This is a genomic window from Noviherbaspirillum malthae (assembly GCF_015352985.1).
GTDB classification, from domain to species: domain Bacteria; phylum Pseudomonadota; class Gammaproteobacteria; order Burkholderiales; family Burkholderiaceae_D; genus Noviherbaspirillum; species Noviherbaspirillum malthae.
The window spans coordinates 1-15,164 of sequence record NZ_JACYXF010000057.1 but is presented as its reverse complement, the minus strand read 5'-3'; the positions used below and the strand labels follow the sequence as shown (position 1 = coordinate 15,164).

Genomic DNA, 15,164 nt, shown 5'->3' with positions numbered 1-15,164 from the left:
TTTTGCTTGGATTGAAAGACTGGCAGCATTTTACCGTACGGGGAAGGAGCGGGAAGAAACCGCTTTACCCGCCCCGCGGCGCGAACATGATGATCCCCATTCCGGCCAGCGACACCATCACGCCTGCGACATCCCATGCGGAAGGACGAATGCCGTCGACCGCCCACAGCCAGGCCAGCGCGACGGTGATGTAGACCCCGCCGTAGGCGGCATACACCCGTCCCGCCGCATTCGGATGCAGGGTGAGCAGCCAGGCGAAGACGGCCAGGCTTAATGCCGCCGGCAGGAGAAGCCACGGCGAGGCGCCTTTCTTGAGCCAGAGATACGGCAGATAGCAGCCGATGATCTCGGCAAGCGCGGTCAGGACGAAAAGAACAAGGGTTTTGGCGGCGAGCATGGATGTTGTCGGTATCAAGCTAACTGAAGGTATCGCAAACTGCGACCGGCCGTAGCAGCGTCGGCCGCCTCAGGCTTTCCAGGTAGGCAGCAGGGGAAATTGGTATTACATTGCCAACGCATGATAACCCGGGAGCAAGCATGAAACTGAAACGCGAGGATTTGCAGGCGGCGGCCGAGGCCGGATTTATTGAACCGGTGCAGATCGACGGCCTGCTGGATTTTCTCGGCCGGCGCCTGAGCCTGAGCCAGGCGCCGCATCCGGGCGCCGCCCGTTTCTCGGGCACCCATGTGCTGTACTACCTCGGCGGCATGCTGGCCATCGGCGCCGCCACCGTGTTTGCGACGCTGGCGGTGGAAGCCGCCGGCATGCCGGCCCTGCTGCTGATTTCCTCGCTGTATGCAGCGGCGGCCATTGCGGTCGCCGTCATGCTGGAAAGGCGAGGCCACCCCATTCCGGCCGGGATCTTCGCCGCGCTGGCGGTCGCCCTGGTGCCGCTAGCCGTCTACGCCTTGCAGCGCGTGCTCGGCATCTGGAGCGACGGCATGCATGCCGAGCATTACCGGGACTATCACCGCTACATCGACTGGCGGTGGCTGGTGATGGAACTGGCAACGCTGGCGGCCGGCGCCGCCATGCTGCGGCGCTTCCGCTATCCCTTCCTGATGATGCCGATCGCCGTCACCTTGTGGTACATGGGCATGGATATCGGACCGGCCCTGATCGCCGGGGCCGGCGAAAGCGGAGGATGGTTCAGCGGCCGCGTTTGGGAGCTGCGGAAAATGATTTCCCTGGCCTTCGGCATGCTCATGCTGCTGCTGGCTTTCTCCGTGGACCTGCGCACCCGCCGCGGCAGGGATTATGCCTACTGGCTGTATCTGTTCGGCCTGATGACTTTCTGGGGCGCGCTGTCGCTGATGGGCTCGGGCCAGCTTGCCGGCAAGCTGGTTTATCTGGCCGTCAATGTCGGTCTGGTGTTCACGGGCGCGCTGCTTGGCCGGCGCATGTTCGCGGTGTTCGGCGGCATCGGTATTGCGCTGGTGCTGGGCGACCTCTCGTGGAACCTGTTCAGGAACAGCATCGCCTTCGTGCTCGTCCTGAGCCTGCTGGGTTTTGCACTGATCGGTCTGGGGCTGTGGTGGAGCAGGCATGAAGCCGCGCTTTCCGCGAAGCTGCGGGCATGGCTGCCGGACCAGATGCGCGAACTGCTCGATGCGAGACGGCCTTGAAGCGGCCGTGTAACCAGATTCATAACGATGAAGTAACAGGCTTTATGCCTTCAAATCATGCTTATCAAGTTCTTGTAGTTGACTTTGCTTAAAGGACTTGGCGGTTGCCTTGCGCGCCTTGATGTACATCTATTTCCTCGCATTTGAAAGTGGTTTAAATACGCCATATAAGCAAAGCGCCAAGCGCCGGATACCTTCTGAACATCATCACGCGCAGCTCCCCGCTGGTCTGCAGTCCAGCATCACAGAAGCCGGCAGCCATGCAAGGCATGGGCAACGCGGGCGCTTGTCATCATCACGGTACGCACGACCTGCGGCTGGCCCATGCCGCACGGTATTGCCTACCTGCGTTGTCAGATGCAGGACATTCAAGGAGCGAGCATGAACATTCGACGCGAGGATCTGGAAGCCGCAGCCGCGGTGGGCATATTGCAATACCGGGAAGTGGATTCGCTGCTGGTCTTTCTCCTGCAGCGCGACGTGAGATCAAGGCGCATGGAACTGAGCGGCCAGGCCAATGCGCATCCGGGGCGCATTCGCGGTGCGCTCGGCTGGTTGATCATGCTGGGCGGGCTGGCCGCCGCGGCAGTGCTGGCCTTCCAGTTCACCGGACAGGCGGTGCAGTCGCTGGGCGTCGGCGTGCTGTTCTTCCTTGCGCTGATCTACGCCGCCGGCACGTTTGCGCTGACCACCTTCAGCAGGGGTGACGTGCTCGGCAACCGTGCGCGCATGATGCTGACCCTGCTGTTCGGCGCGGTGCCGCTGGCGGTATTTGCCCTGCAGCGCGCGGCTTGAAGGATCGGCTTGAAGATTCGCCCGGTCACATCTGCCGGAACAGGTGGGCATACACGCGGCTCACCGGCAGCATCGCGTCCCTGTCGCGGAGCCTGAGCGACAGCTTGCCGCTCTCGTCCCGTATGGCGGCCTGAATGCACTGCACGTTGACCACCGTGCCGCGATGAATCTGCCAGAACCGGCTGCCGTCGAGCTGCGGCATCAATTCCTTCAGGCTGGTGCGTATCAATGACTCGCCGTCGGCGGTCACCACATTCACATACTTGTCGGTCGCCTCGAAGTAATGCACATCGGCGACCGGAATCAGCCTGATCTGGTTGCCCACCGCAGCGCGGATGATGTTCAGCTTCTCGCTCTGCTGCGACTCCACCGGTACCAGCGTGCGCAATTGTCCGACGATGCGCTCGAGCGCCGCATCCCGCTCCGCATGCCGCTGCAGCCGCGCCTTGAGCCGCTCGACGGTCTTGCCGAGGCGGGCATCGCTGACCGGCTTGAGCACGTAATCCGCCGCCGCCTGCTCGAAAGCCTGCAGCGCAAATTCATCATAGGCCGTCACGAACACGACCAGCGGGAAGGGCACCTGTTCCGGCCAGTCCTCGGCCAGTTCCTGGGCCGCTTCGATGCCGGTCTTGCCTGGCATCCTGATGTCCAGGAACAGCACATCCGGCCGCTGCGCAAGGGCTTCCTGCACCGCGCTCACGCCATTGTCGACGACGCCGCAGACCTGCATCTCCGGCCACAGCCGCTGCAGCGTCTGCTGCAGGGTGAAGGCAAGGATGGGTTCGTCTTCGGCGATCAGTGCGCGCAGTCTGTTCATGATGGAATCCTCACTTCGGCCACCGCGCCTTCCGGCGCATTGGGTGACAGTTCAAACGACGCCCGCTCGCCGTAGAGCGCGCGCAGCCGGTCGCGGATGTTGGCCAGGCCGACATGGGTGCTGTGCGCATCGGCGGGCCTGGCACCCCCTTCAAGCTCAAGGCCGAGCCCGGTATCGGCGATGCGCAGGCACAGCATGCCGCCGTCGCGCAGGGCCGACACCTCGATATGGCCGCCGCCGAGCTTGGGCTCGATACCGTGCTTGATGGCGTTTTCCACCAGCGGCTGCATCAGCATCGGCGGCACTTCCTGAGCGCGCAGCTCTTCCGGCAGGTGCAGGCTGTACTTCAGGCGCGCGCCCATGCGCACCTGCATCAGGCTCAGGTAGGCATCCATCAGAGAGAATTCATGCGCCAGCGTGGTCTTCTCGGAACGCGACGAGGCCAGGGTCGCGCGCAGGTACTGGATCAGCTGGTCCAGCATGTGCTGGGCGCGCTGCGCATCGACGGCGATCAGTCCCTGCAGGTTGGCCAGCGTATTGAACAGCATGTGCGGCTCGATCTGCGCCTGCAGCATCTGCAGCTGCGCCTGGATCGCCTGCTTCTCGATGGCGGCGGCGCGGGCCTTCTCGGCTTCGGCCTGCGCCTTCAGGTATTCCATCTTGCCCCGGCTCCAGAAGAACCAGGTGATCGCGATGCAGGTCAGCAGGAACAGGGTCATGAAGCTGACCGTGTTGTTGGCGCGCACGGCGGTAATGCTTTCGCGCGGGATGCCGAGTATCCAGCTTGCCACCGTGTTGCCGAAGAACTGGGCCGACGGCAGCGCCACGATGAACAGCAGCAGGAAGGGCAGGCGCGGCGGCTTGCCGGTGCCCCACATCAGCAGCCGGCAGCCGTCGACGATGGATACCATGGTCAGTCCGATGCACATCGATACCACGAGATTGACGTAGAACGAGCTGTGGATGCGCATGAGGTAAGTGATGGCCAGCGCGATCGCGGTATTGAAGATGCAGGTAATGCCGAGATCCGCGGCGAACCGGCGCAGCCGCGGATAATCTTGAAGTGTGTTGGCTTGGACTGTGTTCATTCGGGGCGGCGATGCTTGTTCATTTCCTGTTCGATCAGGCGTTCCTTCCATGCGGTTCCCGGTGCATGCAGGAAGACGCCGAGACCATGGAATAGTAACCCGATTCCCCAGCCGAACAGCGGCCAGACCGCCCACACCTTGTGCGGCGAGACCAGGAAATTGAGAAGCACGAGGCCGATGTTGACCATCAGGTAGACGCCGAGATGGATGCCGAAGCCGAGCTTGCGTTCCACATGGCGACGGGCGTTTCGATAGGTGGGGGAGGTGTTCATGATGTTCTCCTGTGCAAGTTCGATTGACGGTTCGGGATCAGATCAGCCCGATGCCATGCCAGACCAGGTAACCGAAGCGGCGGCTGGGCAGCAGGGTGAAGATGCCGGCGGTCACCAGGCCGATATAGGTGAAGCGCATGCCGCGCCGGTGGGCCTGGATGCGGCCGCGGGCTACCGCGTAGATGGAGCCGCCCAGGCCGGCCAGCGCCAGCACCGACAGCAGGTGGATCCAGAACAGGTGCCCCCGGCTCTGGATGGCAAAGGAGCCCAGCGCGGTCACCAGCATCAGCGCCACCCAGGTGCGGCCGAGGATGCGGTGCAGGGTCGTGCCCTTTTTCAGCGCCAGCGCGAGGCCGCCGGCAACGATGGCGCCGCTTGCCGCGAGTACATGAATGAGGATGACCGGAGTGAATTCCATGATGCGCTCCCGAAAATGCCGTGCGATGAAGGCATTGTCGGGAAGGCGCGGCGGGCTTGAAAGCGGAATGCGACGAACTGCGGTTTTCGGGCGTGAACCGCCGGTCTGCCGGAGCGAAGCGTTTGGGCGGTTAAGCCGGAATCTCAGAAACCGACGGCCTGGCCGTCGCGCCGGGTGTCGCTGGCGGCGACATAGCCGTCGGCCGTCTTCCAGATGAATTGCCCGGCGCCGAAATCATGGATGCTCTTGGTGCGGGTATTGACCCGGTGCCCGCGCGCCGCCAGTTCCGCCACCACTTCAGGCGGCATGCCGCGCTCGATGTCGAGTTCCAGGCCGGTATTGACCCGCCAGCGTGGCGCGTCGCTGGCCGCCTGCGGCTGTTGCCCGTAAGACAACATGCGCGCCAGGATCTGGACATGGCCCTGCGGCTGCATGTTGGCGCCCATCACGCCGAAGCTCATCTGCGGCAGGCCGTCGCGGGTGAGAAAACCGGGGATGATGGTATGGAAAGGGCGCTTGCCCGGGGCGACGCAGTTCGGATGCGCCGGATCGGTGGAGAATCCGCAGCCCCGGTTGTGCAGGCTGATGCCGGTGCCCGGCACCACGACGCCGGAACCGAAGCCGAGGAAATTGGACTGGATGAAGCTGATCATCATGCCGCTCTCGTCGGCGGCGGAGAGATACACCGTGCCGCCGCGCGGCGGCGTGCCGTGCGCCGCGTTGCCTGCGCGCTTCATGTCGATCAGTTTTGCGCGCTCGGCCAGATAGCCGTCGTCGAGCAGGTGTTCGGCGGTGACTTCGGTCATGTGCTTGAGATCGGCAACCCAGCGGTAGGTGTCGGCGAAGGCCAGCTTGATGGCTTCGATCATCAGATGGTGGAAGTCCGCCGAATCCAGAGGATAGCGGCGCAAGTCAAGCTGTTCGATGATGCCCAGCGCGATCAGTGCCGTTATGCCCTGGCCGTTCGGCGGAATCTCGTGCACGGTATAGCCGCCGTAGTCGCGCGAGATCGGCGTCACCCATTCGGGGCGGAACGCAGCCAGGTCGTCAGCGGTGAGGGCCGCGCCGTTCTGCTTCGCATGCAGCGCAATCGCTTCGGCCAGTTCGCCGCGATAAAACGCTTCGCCATGGGTTTCGGCGATGCGCAGCAGGGAACGGGCGGCGTCGGCGAAGACGAAGTTCTCGCCTACGCGCGGCGCGCGTCCCTGCGGCATGAAGGCCTGCGCATAGCCCGGCTGGTCCTTGAGCCTGGGCACGGCCTTTTCCCATTTGCTCTGCACCACCGGCGTAACCATGTGGCCGCGCTCGGCGACATCGATCGCCGGATCGAACAGCTCGGCGAAGGGCAGCTTGCCGAAGCGTTCCGACAATTCCACCCAGCCGGCCACCATGCCCGGCACGGTTACCGTGTCCCAGCCCAGCGCGGGAATGCGGCCGTCATGCTTGCTGAAATACTCGGGCGTCCATGCCCGCGGCGCCGGGCCGGAAGAATTCAGGCCATGCAGCTGCTCGCCGTCCCACAGGATGGCGAAGGCATCGCTGCCCAGCCCGCAGCCGACCGGCTCGACTACGGTCAGCACTGCGGCTGCGGCAATCGCCGCATCGACGGCATTGCCGCCGCGCAGCAGCATGCGCAGGCCGGCCTGCGCCGCCAGCGGGTGGGAAGTGGAAACGACATTGCGCGCCATCAGCGGGCTGCGCGTGGTCGGATACGGATTGTTCCAGTCGAAGTCGTCCATGGCAGCTCCCTGTGGTTTCGTTGGTTCCCGTGAACCGTGTGGTATCAGGCGTGAAGTTGAAGCCGGTTCAGATCGTTCCCTTGGTGCGCAATTCCCCGATCTGCTGCTCGCTGTAGCCGAGCAGGTCCTGCAGCACCTGCTCGGTATGCTGGCCCAGCGTCGGCGGCGGCGCATCGTAGCGCGGCGGCGTGGCCGACATCCTCATCGGGCTGCCGACCAGCTTGACGGTGCCGCCGCTGGGATGCGGCAGGTCGACGCGCAGGCCGCGTGCCTGCACCTGCGGATTGTCGAACACTTCGTCGAGGTCGTTGATCGGCCCGCAGGGCACGCCGGCGGCTTCCAGCGCATCGATCCATTCCTGCTTGGTCTTGGTTTTCACCATCTCCGCCAAGAGCGGCACCAGCGTGTCGCGGTGGCGCACCCGCATCGGATTGGTGGCGAAGCGCTCGTCCTGATGCAGGTCGGGACGCCCGCCGGCTTCGACGAAGCGGCGGTACTGGCCGTCGTTGCCGACGGCGACGATGATGTAGCCGTCCGAGGTGGCGAAAGTCTGGTAGGGCACGATGTTGGGATGGGCATTGCCCCAGCGCTTGGGCGCCTGTCCGCTGGCGAGGTAGTTGGTGTTCATGTTGGCCAGCATGGCGACCTGCACATCCAGCAGGGCCATGTCGATGTACTGGCCTTCGCCGGTGCGGTCGCGGTGGGTCAGTGCCGCCATGACGGCGATCGTCGCATACATGCCGGTCATGAGGTCGGAAATCGCCACGCCGGCCTTTTGCGGTCCGCCGCCCGGCAGGTCGTCGCGCTCGCCGGTGATCGACATGAAACCGCCCATGCCCTGGATGATGAAATCGTAGCCGGCGCGCTGCGCATACGGGCCGTCCTGGCCGAAACCGGTCACGGAGCAGTAGACGAGGTCGGGCTTCTCGCGCTTGAGGGATTCATAGTCGAGCCCGTATTTCTTCAGCTGTCCTACCTTGTAGTTTTCCAGCACCACGTCGGACTGCCGCGCCAGTTCGCGGATGATCTGCTGCCCTTCGGCGGAGGCGATGTCGAGCGTGACGGAACGCTTGTTGCGGTTGGCGGCGAGATAGTAGGCCGCTTCGGCGGTGTCCTTGCCGTCGGCGTCACGCAGGTAGGGCGGGCCCCAGTGGCGGGTGTCGTCGCCCGCGCCCGGGCGCTCGATCTTGATGACGTCGGCGCCGAGATCGGCGAGGTTCTGCGCGCACCACGGTCCGGCGAGGACGCGGGTAAGGTCGAGGACACGGATATGGGAAAGCGCTTGTTTGGCGGGTGTGGCGGACATGTTCTGATGATGTGTCGTGAGCAGGGATGGAGCATGGGAACCTCGCCCGGCCGGCGCGTCTACATTGCTCGCGCCGGCCGGGCGTCACCGATTCTAACCCCATGCGCATGCCCCTGCAGAAACTGCGCCGCGCACGGCTTGACTGCGATGGCGCCTGCTCAGTTGCGTCCGCTGCGCGTAATCGGCGGCAGGCCGTCGTTGAGCTGCGGCCGGAACATCTGGTACTGGTCGCGGCCGGAGCGCTTGGCTTCGACCAGCGCGATGTCGGCCTTGCGCATCAGCGTGTCGAGGTCGGTGCCGTCGAACGGGTACAGCGCAATGCCGACGCTGGCCGATATCTGGACCTTGTGTCCGCCCACCGAGAAAGCGCCGCGCATGGTGTCCACCAGCTGCGAGGCAATGTCGTCGGCAATCTTCATGTCGCTCAGGTTGAGTGCCAGCAGCAGGAATTCGTCGCCGCCCAGCCGGGCGATGATGTCGTTCTTGCGCACCACGTTGCGCAGGCGCATCGCCGCCGCCTTCAGAAGCTCGTCGCCGACATCCTTGCCCAGGTTGTCATTGACTTCCTTGAAGCCGTCGAGATCGATGAAGAAGGCCGCCAGCGTATTGGCCTTTGCGGTCAGCTTGGGGAAGATGTCGGCCGCCTGGTCGAGCAGGAAGTCGCGGTTGGGCAGGCCGGTGAGGCGGTCGTGGCGGGCGAAGTGCTTGGCCTGCGCTTCCGCGCGCACGCGCTCGACTTCCCTGAGGATGAGGGAAATCACGCCGGCCACGGTTTCGGCGAACTCGGATTCGTCACGACGCCATGAACGTGGCTGCTCGAAATGCGACAGCATCAGCACGCCCACGTAGGCATCGTTGTGCTTGACCGGCATGGCGATCACCGCCTTGATCGACTGCGCATGGAAATATTCGCAATACAGCGCGGCGCGCGGGTCCTGGTCGACATCGGCGATGACGAGCTGATGCTCGGTACGCAGCACGTGGCGCAGCAGGGGATGCAGGCTGTCGCCGCCCTGGTCGATCTTTTCCTCGATGAAATTCTGCTTCGTCTCGTCGTAGGACAGCATGCACAGCGTGCGCGGGGCTTCATCGTGCACGTCCCAGTAGGCGCAGCGATGCGTGCCCAGGGCCTTGGCCGCCGACTTCAGAATGACCTTGAGCGCCGACGAGAAATTGGCGTGGGGATTCTGCGCGATCTGCAGCAGCCGCGTCAGGTAATGCAGCTGCCGCTTCTTGTCGGCGGCAATATCCTGCTGGCGCTGGGTTTCCTCGGTGACATCGCGCAGGTTGAGCAGCAGGCCGCCGATGTCTTCATCGGCGAGCAGGTTGCGCACCTCGCCGGCCACATGCCGCCATCCGCCGCCGTGCGCCCTGATTCTGAATGCCAGTTGTTCGGTGCGGCCGCTCTCGGTGCTTTCGCCCAGCACGCTCCGGAAGAACGGACGGTCGTCTTCGTGCAGCAGTTCCGTCAGCGAATCGCCTTGCCCGCCCACGAGATTGTCGTAAGCCTTGTTGGCATAGCTGATGCTGCCGTCAGGGTCGCATACCATGACCAGGTCGGGCAGATGTTCGGTGATGGCGCGGAGCCGGCTCGGAGAGTCCGGCGCATCGACCTCGCGTTTGGACAGCAGCGGCTGCAGCACCCAGATCACGCAGCCGGCATCGGTCAGCGTATCGACCCGATTGGCGATCAGCAGAAAGTCATGGGCGGTGCCGTTCTTGTTGCGAAGTCGTATATGGCTGCCGTCGGTAGCCTCGGGCTGTACGGCATCGCCGTCTTGCCTGAGAAAAAGGGATTCCAGCGGCTGGCCCGCGAGTTCTTCCTCTTCATACCCGAGCTGCGTGGCAAGCGTGGGATTGGCATGGAGGACGATGCCGTCCCGCAAGAACAGCAGGCCGGTATCCGCTCCGCCGAGCAGGTCGGAAAAAGCATGCCACTCTGCGGGAATGATGAAATTGGATGTATCGAAAGGCGTGGTGGAATAAGTACTGTCAGCTGGCATGGCAAGACGGTTCAATGGACGCGCCGCATATCGACCGGCATGGTCGCGATACGGCCTTCGCCCTGGATTAACGATTGGCATTAGACTACGACTCGTTTGATAATATTCCGAGACATAGATCAAGCCATGTGGTTTTATCCGAAAATCATTGCCCATCGCGGCGGCGGCACACTTGCTCCCGAGAACACCATTGCCGCACTGCAGTGCGGTCTTTCCCACGGCTTTCATGCGGTGGAATTCGATGTGATGCTGTCGGCCGACGGCGTTCCCGTGCTGATGCACGACCCCCATTTCGGCCGCACGGTGCGCGGAGAAGGGCAGGTTGCGCTGACCAGTGCCGCCGATCTTGGCAAGCTTGACGCCGGCGCCTGGTTCGATGCCAGGTTCTCGGGCGAACCCGTGCCCGCCTACGAGCAGGCCGTGCATTTCTGCAAGTCCAATGGCATCTGGATGAATGTGGAAATCAAGCCGGCGCCCGGGCATGAGGTGGAAACCGGCAGAGTGGTCGGCGAAGTCACGCGCCGTCTTTTCGCCAAGGAAATTGCGGCGGCGGAAAGAAGTGCATCACAGGGTAATGCATCCGGCCTGCCGCTCTTCTCCTCATTTTCCTTCGATGCGCTCGGCCAGGCAGCGAAGGCAGCCCCCGAGATACCGCGCGGCTTCCTGCTCGACACGATCTCGCCGGACTGGCAGGAGCGGCTGGAGGCGCTGGGCGCCATTGCACTCCATACCAATCATAAAAAGTTGTCGCGTGAGCAAGCCGCCGAAGTGAAGCGGGCGGGGTATGGCCTGTTCTGCTACACCGTCAACGATCCCGAGAGGGCGCGGGAACTGCTGGCCTGGGGCGTCGATGCCTTCTGCACCGACAGGATCGACCTGATCGGACATGATTTTGCCGCGTGAAACTGCATTGGGCATTGCAGTTCGCGGCCCGGTTTTGCCAATCCGTCCACACCGCTTTGCGCCGGGCTTATCACGTATAATCAATCGTTTATACGCATACCCGCTTACCCCTTTTCGTCACTGAACATGAAATCGTCTGAAATCCGCGAAAAATTCCTGAAGTATTTCGAATCCAAGGGCCACACCATTGTGTCGTCCAGCCCGGTAGTGCCGGGCGACGATCCGACGCTGCTGTTTACCAATGCCGGCATGAACCAGTTCAAGGATGTGTTCCTCGGCTTCGACAAGCGGCCCTATACGCGAGCGACGACTTCCCAGAAGTGCATCCGCGCCGGCGGCAAGCATAACGACCTTGAAAACGTCGGCTACACCGCGCGCCACCATACCTTCTTCGAAATGCTGGGCAACTTCAGCTTCGGCGACTACTTCAAGCATGACGCGATCCAGTATGCGTGGGAACTGCTGACCGGGGTTTTCAAGCTGCCGAAGGAAAAGCTGTGGGTGACGGTCTATGCGGAAGACGACGAAGCCTACGAGATCTGGAACAAGACGGTCGGCGTGCCGGCGGAGCGCATCGTGCGCATCGGCGACAACAAGGGCGCGCGTTATGCATCCGACAACTTCTGGATGATGGGCGACACCGGCCCCTGCGGCCCCTGCACCGAGATCTTCTACGACCACGGCCCCGACGTGGCCGGCGGCCCTCCCGGGTCGCCCGATGAAGACGGCGACCGCTACATCGAGATCTGGAACAACGTGTTCATGCAGTTCAACCGCGACGAAGCGGGCGTGATGCACAAGCTGCCCAAGCCCAGCGTCGACACCGGCATGGGCCTCGAGCGCATCACCGCGGTGCTGCAGCATGTGCACAGCAATTATGAAATCGACACCTTCGTGAACCTGCTCGCTGCGGCCAAGCGGGCGGTCGATGCGGCCGGCGGCGGCGACTGCGACAAGGATTCCCCGTCGCTCAAAGTCATTGCCGACCATATCCGCGCCTGCACCTTCACCGTCGTCGACGGCGTCATTCCGAGCAATGCAGGCCGCGGCTACGTGCTGCGCCGCATCGCCCGCCGCGCGATCCGCCACGGCTACAAGCTGGGTGCGCGCAAGCCGTTCTTCCATACGCTGGTACCGGCGCTGGTCAAGGAAATGGGCGAGGCTTATCCGGAGCTGCGCCAGAACGAGCAGCGCGCCACCGAAGTGCTCAAGCAGGAAGAGGATGCCTTCTTCCGCACCATCGCCAACGGCATGGAAATCCTGGAGCGCGCGCTGGCGACCGGCGCCAAGCAGATCGACGGCGACACCGCCTTCAAGCTGCACGACACCTACGGCTTCCCGGTCGACCTGACCGCCGACGTCTGCCGCGAGCGCGGCGTGACGGTGGACGAGGCGCGCTTCAACGCGCTGCTCGACGAGCAGCGCCAGCGCGCGCGCGAAGCCGGCAAGTTCAAGATGGCGCAGGGCCTCGAATACAGCGGCGGCGCGACCACTTTCCATGGCTATGAAAAGTTGATCCACGACACCGCCAGGGTCACTGCCATCTATGTCGACGGCACGGCGGTCGACGAAGCCAAGTCCGGCGACGACGCAGTGGTGGTGCTCGACCATACGCCTTTCTACGCCGAGAGCGGCGGCCAGGTGGGCGACACCGGCGAACTGCGCAACGGCGCGGCCCGCTTCCTGGTCGAAGACACGCTCAAGATCCAGGCCGACGTCTTCGGCCACCACGGACGCATCGTCGAAGGCGTGATCAAGGTCGGCGATGTCGTCAACGCCAAGGTCGATGCCGAGAAGCGCGCCCGCACCGTGCGCAACCACAGCGCCACCCACCTGATGCACAAGGCGCTGCGCGAAGTTCTCGGCGCGCATGTGCAGCAGAAGGGCTCGCTCGTCAATGCCGAGCGCACCCGCTTCGACTTTGCCCACAACGGCCCGATGACGCAGGAGCAGATACGCAAGGTGGAAGCCATCGTCAACGCGGAAATCCTGGCCAACCATCCGACGCAGGCGCGCGTGATGCCGATCGATGAAGCGCAGAAGTCCGGCGCGATGATGCTGTTCGGCGAAAAATACGGCGACGAGGTGCGCGTGCTCGATATCGGCTCCAGCCGCGAGCTGTGCGGCGGCACCCACGTGCAGCGCACCGGCGACATCGGCCTGTTCAAGGTCGTTGCCGAAGGCGGCGTCGCCGCCGGCGTGCGCCGGATCGAGGCCGTCACCGGCGAGAATGCGCTGGCTTACCTGCAGTCGCTGGAATCGACCGTCAACCAGGTGGCCGGCACGCTGAAGGCCACGCCGTCCGAGATTTCCGGCCGCATCGGCAGCGTGCTCGAGCAGGTGCGCAGCCTCGAGAAGGAACTGGCTTCGCTCAAGGGCAAGCTGGCTTCCAGCCAGGGCGATGAACTGGTCGGCAAGGCCGTCGACATCAACGGCATCAAGGTGCTGGCGGCGACGCTGAACGGCGCCGACGTGCCGGCGCTGCGCGAGACCATGGACAAGCTCAAGGACAAGCTGAAGACCGCCGCCATCGTGCTGGCCGCCGTCAATGACGGCAAGGTCAGCCTGATCGCCGGCGTGACGCAGGATGCGACGTCCAAGGTCAAGGCAGGCGAACTGGTCAACTTCGTCGCCCAGCAGGTCGGCGGCAAGGGCGGCGGCCGCGCCGACATGGCGCAGGCCGGCGGTACCGATCCGAGCGGCCTGGCCAAGGCGCTCGACGGCGTCGGCGCCTGGGTGCGCGAGCGCGCCTGATTCTTGATCTGAAGGAGAACGGCTTGGATTATCAGTATTGTCCGATGTGCGCCGCACCGCTGGTCCAGCGGGCGGATGCGGGCGAGGGCGGCAAGCTGCGGCTTGCCTGTCCTGACGGACACTGGACGCACTGGGATAATCCATTGCCGGTGGTGGCTGCCCTGGTTGAGGTCGAGGGCCGTATCCTGCTGGCGCGGAATGCGGCCTGGCCGGAAAAGATGTTCGCGCTGATCACCGGTTTCATGGAGCGCGGTGAAACGCCGGAAGAGGGCGTCGCACGCGAACTCAAGGAAGAGACCAATCTGGACGCCGATGAAATCAATCTCATCGGCGTCTATGAATTCATCCGCAAGAACGAGCTCATCATTGCCTATCATGTGAAGGCGTCCGGCGAGATCCGCTTGTCGGAAGAACTGGTCGAGTACCGGCTCGTGGCGCCAGAGAAGCTGCGTCCATGGCGGGCCGGCACCGGCTACGCGATGGCCGACTGGATGCGCGCGCGCAATCTTCCGGTGGAATTCATGGAGCGGCCGTCAGCCTGAGCTAGCGTTTTCGCACGATTTCGCTGCATAGCCGCATGCATGCGCCGGCTCAAAGAACACGGCAATGCCGCTCCGGAGCCATGAGCTTTCGCACCATTATTTCTCTTTGGCTTGCTGCGTCGCACCATCCCTCCCATAATTGCGGTAGAATTTTCTGCCACTTTCCCATCTATCGTTTGTAAGGGACTCGAACATGGAATTTCATAAAGAGCTCGACGCCAGGGGTCTGAATTGTCCATTGCCTATCCTCAAGGCGAAAAAGGCGCTGGCTGAAATGAGCAGCGGCGAAATACTCCGTGTGCTGGCAACCGACCCGGGCTCGGTGCGGGACTTTCAGGCATTTGCCCGCCAGACCGGCAATGACCTTGTTGACCATAGCGAAAGCAACAAGGAATTTACCTTCTTCATGAAGCGCAAATAACGAGCACATGACAATGATCGCGCGCACAGACGCGGCAACCCGCTTGCGCTAATCTTTCTTCCGCGGCGAAGGCCCTGTTGCCGCGGAACGGCTTCCATACTGCAATTTCCGCCATCCGTCGGCGTCCTACGATTTCAACCAAGCCTGTTTTGGATTTTTCATTCAATTTAGTGCATACTCTCTACCAATTAAAAGAACGGTCGTGCTAAATTTCTGCATCAGTACAGATCTATTTATAATCACGATTCGGTTTACGTAAACGTCAATTGTTTCTTTACAAAGGCAAAGCTATGAAAGTTTTGGTTCCAGTCAAGCGCGTGGTGGACTACAACGTCAAGGTGCGCGTGAAGTCTGACGGCTCCGGCGTCGATATCGCCAACGTCAAGATGTCGATGAATCCCTTTGACGAGATTGCCGTCGAAGAAGCCACCCGCCTGAAGGAAGGCGGCAAGGCAACCGAAATCGTGGCCGTCTCCGCCG

General features: G+C 63.1%; 14 protein-coding genes and 1 pseudogene. 7 read left to right on the top strand and 8 right to left on the bottom strand.

The annotated features are described in order from the left end of the window. Positions 1-64 precede the first annotated feature (64 nt). Positions 65-397, bottom strand: coding sequence for a YnfA family protein (locus IGW03_RS29790; RefSeq protein ID WP_194726098.1), 333 nt, complete (start codon positions 395-397; stop codon positions 65-67). Positions 398-537: 140 nt separating this feature from the next. On the opposite strand from IGW03_RS29790, the gene IGW03_RS29785 reads away from it, so the two are divergent. Both IGW03_RS29785 and IGW03_RS29780 read left to right on the top strand, forming a co-directional pair. Then, positions 538-1,626, top strand: a complete 1,089-nt coding sequence (locus tag IGW03_RS29785) for a DUF2157 domain-containing protein (RefSeq protein WP_194726097.1) — start codon at positions 538-540, stop codon at positions 1,624-1,626. A 381-nt stretch (positions 1,627-2,007) separates the two neighbouring features. Continuing rightward, entirely contained in the window at positions 2,008-2,421 is a 414-nt protein-coding gene (locus IGW03_RS29780; protein ID WP_194726096.1) for a hypothetical protein, read from the top strand. A gap of 25 nt (positions 2,422-2,446) precedes the next feature. Here IGW03_RS29780 and IGW03_RS29775 read toward each other — a convergent pair whose 3' ends face one another. From IGW03_RS29775 to IGW03_RS29745, 7 genes are all read right to left on the bottom strand, one after another. Beyond that, the gene (locus tag IGW03_RS29775; RefSeq protein WP_194726095.1) at positions 2,447-3,238 is read right to left on the bottom strand and encodes a LytR/AlgR family response regulator transcription factor; all 792 of its coding nucleotides are present in this window, start codon (positions 3,236-3,238) and stop codon (positions 2,447-2,449) included. Then, on the bottom strand, positions 3,235-4,326 hold the full coding sequence (locus IGW03_RS29770) for a sensor histidine kinase (RefSeq protein WP_194726094.1): 1,092 nt from the start codon (positions 4,324-4,326) through the stop codon (positions 3,235-3,237). Before IGW03_RS29770 ends, IGW03_RS29775 begins: the two co-directional genes overlap by 4 nt. Next, a complete protein-coding gene (locus tag IGW03_RS29765; protein ID WP_194726093.1) occupies positions 4,323-4,598 on the bottom strand; it encodes a 2TM domain-containing protein in 276 nt (91 codons plus the stop codon). Before IGW03_RS29765 ends, IGW03_RS29770 begins: the two co-directional genes overlap by 4 nt. A gap of 37 nt (positions 4,599-4,635) precedes the next feature. Continuing rightward, on the bottom strand, positions 4,636-5,016 hold the full coding sequence (locus IGW03_RS29760) for a DUF2306 domain-containing protein (RefSeq protein WP_194726092.1): 381 nt from the start codon (positions 5,014-5,016) through the stop codon (positions 4,636-4,638). Between the two features lie 143 nt (positions 5,017-5,159). After that, entirely contained in the window at positions 5,160-6,755 is a 1,596-nt protein-coding gene (locus IGW03_RS29755; protein ID WP_194726091.1) for a gamma-glutamyltransferase family protein, read from the bottom strand. Positions 6,756-6,822: 67 nt separating this feature from the next. Beyond that, positions 6,823-8,061: a CaiB/BaiF CoA transferase family protein gene (locus tag IGW03_RS29750; protein ID WP_194726090.1), complete on the bottom strand. Its 1,239-nt coding sequence runs from the start codon at positions 8,059-8,061 to the stop codon at positions 6,823-6,825. A 158-nt stretch (positions 8,062-8,219) separates the two neighbouring features. Next, entirely contained in the window at positions 8,220-10,064 is a 1,845-nt protein-coding gene (locus IGW03_RS29745) for a diguanylate cyclase domain-containing protein (protein WP_194726089.1), read from the bottom strand. 126 nt (positions 10,065-10,190) lie between these two features. Between IGW03_RS29745 and ugpQ the strand changes: the two genes are divergently transcribed. The 5 genes and pseudogenes from ugpQ to IGW03_RS29720 form a co-directional block, all read left to right on the top strand. After that, positions 10,191-10,967 (top strand): glycerophosphodiester phosphodiesterase, encoded by a 777-nt coding sequence (ugpQ, locus tag IGW03_RS29740; protein ID WP_194726088.1) that lies wholly within the window; start codon positions 10,191-10,193, stop codon positions 10,965-10,967. A 126-nt stretch (positions 10,968-11,093) separates the two neighbouring features. Beyond that, positions 11,094-13,721 carry an alanine--tRNA ligase gene (gene alaS / locus IGW03_RS29735; RefSeq protein ID WP_194726087.1) on the top strand — a complete coding sequence of 876 codons (2,628 nt, stop codon included), beginning with the start codon at positions 11,094-11,096 and terminating at the stop codon, positions 13,719-13,721. A gap of 44 nt (positions 13,722-13,765) precedes the next feature. Then, positions 13,766-14,263 (top strand): NUDIX domain-containing protein, encoded by a 498-nt coding sequence (locus IGW03_RS29730; protein WP_194726129.1) that lies wholly within the window; start codon positions 13,766-13,768, stop codon positions 14,261-14,263. Positions 14,264-14,456: 193 nt separating this feature from the next. Then, on the top strand, positions 14,457-14,684 hold the full coding sequence (locus IGW03_RS29725; protein ID WP_194726086.1) for a sulfurtransferase TusA family protein: 228 nt from the start codon (positions 14,457-14,459) through the stop codon (positions 14,682-14,684). A gap of 290 nt (positions 14,685-14,974) precedes the next feature. After that, positions 14,975-15,164: pseudogene (locus tag IGW03_RS29720) on the top strand (electron transfer flavoprotein subunit beta/FixA family protein); the annotation flags it as partial.